Source organism: Pseudomonas sp. GW822-FHT07A10, assembly GCF_058798795.1.
Genome location: NZ_JBXAKV010000028.1, coordinates 26,393 through 32,864, shown reverse-complemented (window position 1 = coordinate 32,864; position 6,472 = coordinate 26,393). Strand labels below are relative to the sequence as shown.

The following is a 6,472-nucleotide window of genomic DNA, read 5'->3' as shown; positions in this document are numbered from 1 at the left end:
ATGGCCGTCAGCGCACCACCCTTGGCGTGGTGGTAGTCGAGTTTGCTGCCGTCCGGCAGGCGCAGGCGGTTGAGCTGGCCGCAGGCGTCGTAGCCATAACGCAGGGTGCCGCAGCCCTGATGCTCGGTGATCAGGCGGTCCTGCTGGTCGTACTCGAATTCCAGCGGATGATCGTGGCCGTCGTCGACGCTGGTCAGTCGGCCCAGCGAGTCGTAGCGGTATTGGACCTGGATGCCGTCGGGCAAGGTTTTGACCAGCAAGCGCCCGGCCGAATCCCGCTCGTAAGCCGTCACCAGCTGCGAGCCGTCATCACCGAACTCGGTTTTCTCCAGCAGGTGCCCATTGAGATCGTAGGCGTACGCGGTGCGGCGACCGTCGAAGCCGGTTTCCTGTCGGATCAGGCCGCTGGGCGTGTAGTCCAGCCGATAGTGTTCGCCGGATTCGTTCTCGATTTCCGTCAGCAGCAGCTGCGCATTGTCATAGCGGTACTTGAGCTGGGTGCCGTCGGGATTGATCCGGCGGCTGACCAGGTGCAGGTCGTCGACGTATTCATAGCGGGTGATGCGGCCCAGTTCATCGCGTTCGGCGGTGATCTTGCCGTAGGCGTTGTAGCTGAACCCACGGGTGGCACCGCTGGGCAGCGTCGTCTGGATCAGTCGGCCGACGGCATCCCATTGGTACTGGGTAACCGCACCGTGTTCGTCCTGACGAGTCGTCTGCCGTCCCAGCGCATCGTAGGAAAACGTTCGCTGCCCACCGTCCGGCAGTGTTTCCTCGAGCAATTGCCCCAGGGCATTCCAGACGAACACATGCCGGCTGGTGTCCGGGTAGCGGATCGACAGCAACCGACCCTGAGGGTCGTAGTGGTAATGGGTGACCTGACCGTCCGGATCGGTGGCTTCGGTGACGTCACCCTGAGCATTGCGCTGATATTTCCACACCGCCTGACCGCGAGAGCGCGCATGCAGGAAACCGTTGCGATACTCGTAGGCCGTTGGCTCGTCGTCCGGTGGAATCAGCGCCACCAACCGTCCGACTTCGTCGTAGCGGTATTCGGTGACGGCTCCGAGCGGATCCTGCTCGGCGACCAACCGACCCTGATCGTCGTAGACCTTGAGGTGTTCGCCGCCATCCAGCTCGACCTTACGCACCAGCCGCGCCCGGTCATCGTGGACGTAAACCTCTTCGCTGCCGTCGATGTTCTGGACGGTGACGCTGCCTTGGTCATCCCAGACGTACCGTGTGTCCATCTGCGCAAACGACGCCCAATGCCGCACGCAGCGCGCCGCCTTGCCGGACCGTTCCCACTCCCAGAAGAAACTCGCGCCACCGGCCAGTTGCCGCTGCAAAATTACGTGGTTGTCGTCGTAGTCGTAACGTTCGCTTTCGCCGGCGGCATTGCTCGCTTCGATCAGTTGATCGCGTTCGTCGTAGTGATAACTGACCAGCGTCTGCTCGGTATACCAGGCCTCGGCGAGGGTCTGCGCCGGGCGGAAACACTGGTAGTCGACGGCGATCAGGTGGGCGCAGTCGTAACGCAACAGCAAGGCGCGGCCGGCGCCGTTGTCGAGGCGCTGAATGCGCTCCTGGCGGTCGCGGGTGATGCGCAGGCGGTTGTCGTAGGCGTCGCTGATCGCCGTCAGCCGACCCTGGTGAAAGTGGTAGAACCGCGTGTCGTCGCCGGCCTGGGCGAGGATCAGTTCTTCAGGGGCATCGCCGAGATAAATCGCCGCGCGCGACAGGCTGTTGTGGATCGCCGGGCGTTCGTGATTCGGCAGCGGGAACGTGGTGCGGCGGTTTTCGTGGTCGATCCAGATGACCTGGTCGCCGTCGATCTCCAGTCGATGGGCGAGCGAATGGCTCCAGCCCCAGCCCAGCCCAGCCCGCAATCTATCTCCACCGCGCTGGTGCGGTACAACCGGGTGAAGGCAAACGGCAGCAGCCCGTCCAGCGCACCGTCGGTCAGGGTCAGCAGTTCTTCGCCGCTGACCATCGACACAGGACAGCCGTTGGTGCAGGTCAGTGCCGAGCAATCGGCGCTGTCGCCATTGGGGTTTTTCGCCTGATCCGGGGCGTCGTCGCGGTGTTCGCTTTGCTTGAGAGTGGTGTTGCGCCTGGCATCCCAACGCAGTTGCATCCGACCTTTTTTCATCCCTGCGGCGATACCGCGGGCGGCGACTTTTTTGTAGCGGTCGACGTAGCCGATGAAGTTATTGATGATCGTGAAAATCGCCTTCACGAGACGCACAACGGCACTGAGCAACTGCGCAGCTCGATCAGCCAAACGCATCGTCAGATAGGCGATGCCGGCGCCCGCCCCGGCGAACGTCAGGACGATGCCAATCAGGATGTCGATCAACAGCTGCACCACCACCATCGACACCGCTTCGGCGGTTTTGCCGGCGATTTCGCTCGGTGGCAGCATGTCGAGCCACAGGCTGGCGCAGCGAACCAGCAGACACAGCGCCGCTTCGTCACTGGCAAGTAGCTGGACTTTTTGCATCACTAGCGGTGATTTTTCCGCCAGCTCACGCAACTGATCGGCACCGCTGCCCAACCGCTCTGCGAACTTCGCCGGATCCTTGAGAATGTCCGAAAGCAGGCCGATGCCGTCCCACACTCCTTCAATTGCCGCCCAACTTCCCGCGAGCATTCCATTGCCTACAGCAACCGAAGACGATTCCGACCACTTCGGTTTGAACGTCTGCCATTCATCACGCAGCCAGCTGTCGAGCTCCTTCGTCAGGCCGTCGTACGAGGAAAACAGCTCATTTACCTGATCCGGGGTGACTTCGTTGTGAACATGAACGCGGTAGAACTTGCCGGGTGTACCGGTGAACTCTCCCTTGCCACGTTCATTGAGCGTCACAGGCGTCGACTTACCGCCATCCACCGCAATGACATCGACCTGAATATTCCCCAACGGAACGTCGTAAACCGACTCGAACTTGCTCTCGATCTGCAGAATTCCGCCGTCGGGACACTGCGCAACGCTGGAGAAAAAATCGTCATCGCTGCTGCTGACGGACTTACTGGTATCGCCCAGTTTGATTTTGCGTTCCATGTCCATCAGCGACGGCAAGTCAGCGGCACGGCTGGCCATGTCCGCCGTTTGGTTGAACCAACGCTTAAGCTGTTTGCGGTAGAGCGTCAGGGAGTCCGGAAAACGGTCTAGCTCCTGCTCGATACGGGCGATGTGCTCCATCAACGCACCGAAAAGCAGGCAGCGACTGGAGAAAAGGAGTCGAACATAAGCAATCCCTTGCGCAGAAAATTAGGCGCGGGGACTTTGCGGGGGATCAATCAGAAATGAAGTCAGGAAAGGTGGAAATGGATGTAGGGTGATTCGCTGATTAGCAGCGACTAAAGGCCGCTATACCGATTACCCCCTCCCCATGCATCTGCCGCAACAACGCCAATCCACTATCGATAAAGGCCTGCGACCCAGCCATCCCCGCCTCCACCGCCAGCCCTTCCAGTTGCGACCGACCATCGAGCTCTGGAAACTCCCCGATCCGCTGCAACAACCGCCACGCCAACGGGCTCAGCTCGGAGAAGCGCACACTCCAGTCTTCAGCCCGACGCACCAACAACAATGTCGGCTGAGTCGGTGGCATTTGCGGCCGATAATCCGGCCCCACTTTTTGCACCGGCCAGCCATAGGCCAACGGCCAGGCCAGTGGCGAAACCTGCAACGGTTGATCCAGCAGCAGCCCTGCGTCACCGGCGGGTAGCGGCTCGGCGTCGGATTGTTGCAGGGCCATTTCGACCCATTCGTAATGCGCCAGCTCGACCATGAACGGTGGCCACGGCCCATCGTTCAGCGCCAGCGGTATCGATGCGAGGAACTCGACAAACTCCCGGGCGATCTCGCCGAATTTTGGCGTGTGAGCGCGGTAGTCCCGCAGGAAGATTCGCACCAGAGAACGCCAGTCACTGTCCCCCAGTATTCTCACCAACACCGGAAAGGTGCCGCTGAGCAACGACGACAGGTTCGAGAACACCAGATCGCGATAAACCTGCGCCCGTGCCACGTCCATCCCGGCGGGTGGAGCACAGTGGTCAGGGTCGCGCAGGTAGCGAGTCAATGTGTCTTGCTGCTGGTGCAGCGTCGGCTTATCCACGGTTCGCCTCCTCGTCTTGCAGTCGGCGGATGGTCTGCAACTCGCTCACCAGTTCAGAGAACGCCGGGTAATTGAAGTCCCGTTCAAGCAGCGTCGGCTGTACCCCGAACCGCGCATATGCCTCGGCCAGCAACGACCAGACCACTGGTTTGACCGAGGCGCCGTGGGTGTCGATTTTCAGGGTGTCGGATTCGTCGAAATGCCCCGCCACATGCATCGCGACCACTCGCCCCGTGTCGATGCCGGCCAGAAATGTGTGCGGATCAGAACCGTGATTGATCGAGTTGACGTAGACATTGTTGACGTCCAGCAGCAGGTCGCAATCGGCTTCGCGCAGTACTGCGTTGGTGAACGTCAGTTCGTCGATGTCCTGCTGCGGCGCGGCGTAGTAGGAGACGTTTTCCACCGCCAGGCGCCGACCGAGAATGTCCTGGGTCTGACGAATTCGGGTGGCGACGTGGTGCACCGCTTCCTCGGTAAACGGCAACGGCAGCAGATCGTAAAGATGCCCGTCATCGCTGCAGTAGCTCAGGTGTTCGCTGTACAGCGGCACTTTGTAGCGATCGAGGAAAACCCGCACTTCTTGCAGGAAGCCTACGTCCAGCGGCGCCGGCCCACCCAACGACAAGGACAAGCCGTGGCAGGACAACGGATAACGTTCGGCCAGGGCACGAAACGCCGCGCCATGCGCGCCGCCGATGCCGATCCAGTTTTCCGGCGCGACTTCCAGAAAGTCGAAAGCGCCCGCCGAGGCTGCTTGAAGGTCGTTCATCAAACCGCGGCGCAAGCCTAGCCCGACGGTCGCCTGCGCAGATGTGAGGGGAATTTGCATGGTGTCGATCTCATCCTGGGATCCGGTCTCCAGCGCCTGAACACTCAGTGCCGGCCGGCAGGCCCAGTCAAGCGCCTCGGTGTGTCGGGTCTGTGTGCGCAAACGCCCCTCTTCTCAGCGCACTGTATCGGACAGGCAGCCAGATACAGTGGGATACACGAACTAGACTTGTTGATTACCCCCGTAGGGGAGCCAGGACGCGGTTATCGTCCTGTTCATTCCCACGATCACCGCCCACAGGTGCATGCCTCGACAAACAATGCCTGCGGGCCGTGATCCTGCTGAAGGAGCACACATGATGGACGAGGCCAGACTCAATGATTTCATGGGCAAACTGGTGAGCGACATGGGCGGCGCGGCGATGCTCGCCAACGTCATCCTCGGCGAAGAACTCGGCCTGTACCGGGCCATGGCCGACAGTCAGCCAGTCACCCCCGAAGCACTCGCCGAGAAGACCGGCTGCAACACCCGCCTGCTGCGTGAATGGCTCAGCGCCCACGCGGCCTCCGGTTACATGGAACACCGCGACGGCCAGTTCCGCCTGCCTGAAGAGCAAGCCCTGGCGCTGGCGATCGAAGACTCACCGGTCTATGTGGCCGGCGGTATGGCGGTGGTTGCGTCGTTTTTTCATGACAAGGACAAACTGGTCAACGCCATGCGCGGCAACGGCGCCCTGCCCTGGGGCGATCACCATCCGTGCATGTTCAGCGGCACCGAGCGGTTCTTCCGCCCAGGCTACAAGGCGCATCTGGTCAGCGAGTGGCTGCCGGCGCTCGACGGGGTGGTCGCCAAACTGGAGGCTGGCGCGAAAGTGGCGGACATTGGCTGCGGCCACGGCGCCTCGACCGTGATCATGGCCCAGGCTTTCCCCGAGTCGCGGTTCGTCGGTTTCGATTACCACGCGCCCTCGATCACCGTCGCCACCCAGCGCGCCGAAGAAGGTGGCGTGTCCGGACGGGCACGGTTCTTCCAGGGCACCGCCAAGAGCTATCCGGGCGACGACTATGATCTGATCTGCTATTTCGACTGTCTGCACGACATGGGTGACCCGGTGGGCGCGGCACGGCATGCCTATGAATCGCTCAAACCCGACGGCACGGTGCTGTTGGTTGAGCCCTTCGCCAACGACACGCTAGACGAGAACGCCAACCCGGTGGGACGGCTGTTCTACGCCGCCTCGACCTTTATCTGCACACCCAACTCGCTGTCCCAGGAGGTCGGCCTCGGGCTCGGTGCCCAGGCAGGCGAGGCACGGTTGCGCAAGGTCTTCACCGAGGCGGGGTTCACCCAGTTCCGGCGAGCCACGGAAACGCCGTTCAACCTGATTCTGGAGGCGCGTAAATAACGCCCGGCTCATCACCCGGGCAGGTTGGTCTGCCCGGATGCAACGGATGAAACCGGATCCTGTGGGAGCGGGCTTGTGTGGCGAGGGGGCTTGTCGGAACGCCGCATCGCCCCGTTCGATTGCGAAGCAGTCGTAAAACCAGTCACCGCTTTCTAAATTCAAGATCGCGGT

General features: G+C 61.6%; 3 protein-coding genes and 1 pseudogene. 1 reads left to right on the top strand and 3 read right to left on the bottom strand.

Translation table 11 applies throughout. The annotated features are described in order from the left end of the window. From AC1RL4_RS28895 to AC1RL4_RS28885, 3 genes and pseudogenes are all read right to left on the bottom strand, one after another. A pseudogene (locus AC1RL4_RS28895) lies at nucleotides 1-3,205 on the bottom strand (DUF6531 domain-containing protein); the annotation flags it as partial. A gap of 148 nt (nucleotides 3,206-3,353) precedes the next feature. Beyond that, nucleotides 3,354-4,124 (bottom strand): HvfC family RiPP maturation protein, encoded by a 771-nt coding sequence (locus AC1RL4_RS28890; RefSeq protein WP_493120686.1) that lies wholly within the window; start codon nucleotides 4,122-4,124, stop codon nucleotides 3,354-3,356. Then, nucleotides 4,117-4,956, bottom strand: a complete 840-nt coding sequence (locus AC1RL4_RS28885; RefSeq protein ID WP_230172987.1) for an HvfB family MNIO-type RiPP peptide maturase — start codon at nucleotides 4,954-4,956, stop codon at nucleotides 4,117-4,119. The genes AC1RL4_RS28890 and AC1RL4_RS28885 overlap by 8 nt, the downstream gene beginning before the upstream one ends. 298 nt (nucleotides 4,957-5,254) lie before the next feature. On the opposite strand from AC1RL4_RS28885, the gene AC1RL4_RS28880 reads away from it, so the two are divergent. Beyond that, nucleotides 5,255-6,301 carry a class I SAM-dependent methyltransferase gene (locus AC1RL4_RS28880; protein WP_028940388.1) on the top strand — a complete coding sequence of 349 codons (1,047 nt, stop codon included), beginning with the start codon at nucleotides 5,255-5,257 and terminating at the stop codon, nucleotides 6,299-6,301. Nucleotides 6,302-6,472 lie beyond the last annotated feature (171 nt).

Bases quoted from the DNA above. Each gene is read 5' to 3' on its own strand.
- AC1RL4_RS28885 (WP_230172987.1), bottom strand. From the start codon at position 4,956: ATGCAAATTCCCCTCACATCTGCGCAGGCGACCGTCGGGCTAGGCTTG.
- AC1RL4_RS28880 (WP_028940388.1), top strand. From the start codon at position 5,255: ATGGACGAGGCCAGACTCAATGATTTCATGGGCAAACTGGTGAGCGAC.